This is a genomic window from Nostoc sp. MG11, assembly GCF_014904695.1.
GTDB lineage: Bacteria > Cyanobacteriota > Cyanobacteriia > Cyanobacteriales > Nostocaceae > Komarekiella.
Genome location: NZ_JACXXN010000191.1, coordinates 1 through 919, shown reverse-complemented (window position 1 = coordinate 919; position 919 = coordinate 1). Strand labels below are relative to the sequence as shown.

Genomic DNA, 919 nt, shown 5'->3' with positions numbered 1-919 from the left:
GCGGCAGCATCTACGCCTGTGATTCGAGCAAGGATTCGGGCATTAACTTGAGTTTTGTCCATTTCTGGGGTTACATAAAGGACTGGTAGCCCAAGTTTGGTCATAATTTCGTAAGCGTAAGAAATCATGAAGTGAGTTTTACCCATGTGAGATTCAGCGGCGACTACAACTAAACTCGAAGGATAAATACCGCCAGTGATGTCTTCGAGGTCATACCAACCAACTTTTTGTCCTGCCATGTTGCCCAACTCCAATTTTTGGTAAAGTTCAAGAGCCATATCTTGTGCAGAGAAAACCTTGCAGCGTTCATCGTTTTGATTTTGAGTGACAGTGAAAACTTTCGCTTCAGCTTGTTCGAGGACTTGTGGTAGTTCAGTTTCGGTTTCGTAACCGAGTTTGATAATTTCCGAACCTGTTTTGATTAACTGCCGTCGTTGGTATTTCTGCATCACCAAATTAGCTAAAGCGTCGATGTTAACAGCTGACACAGTGCGGTCTACCAGAGTGGCCAACTTATTTCTGCCACCAATGCGGTTGAGGAGATCATTGTCAGCCAGCCAAGCGGTGACTGAAAGCAAATCAGTAGGCTGACCTTGGGCATGGAGTCTGGTGGCAGCTTGATAAATCCACGAATGGGCGCTGACATAAAAAGCTTCACTGATTAGGATATCGTTGACCCTGGTTATTGCTTCGGGGTCAAGCATAATGCCACCCAGAATAGCCTCTTCGGCTTCGATATTTTGAGGTGGTAAGTTGACTTGATTGCGGTCAGGATCAAAAGAAATTACGTTGTCAAGATTTGTATACATGGTTACGCTCCAAGAGCTAGTTTCAATTGGGATTCAACTTCTCGCAAGTCAGCAGAAGAAAATCTGGGATTGGGGCGAACTTTTTGAGCATCGACTGCGGCTTGAAGTTT

1 protein-coding gene is annotated in these 919 nt (G+C 44.8%); it reads right to left on the bottom strand.

Annotated elements, in window-relative coordinates; all coding sequences use genetic code 11:
* The coding region (locus HCR01_RS38015; protein WP_320073273.1) for a replicative DNA helicase at window positions 1-809 on the bottom strand (809 nt) is incomplete at its 3' end.
* Window positions 810-919 lie beyond the last annotated feature (110 nt).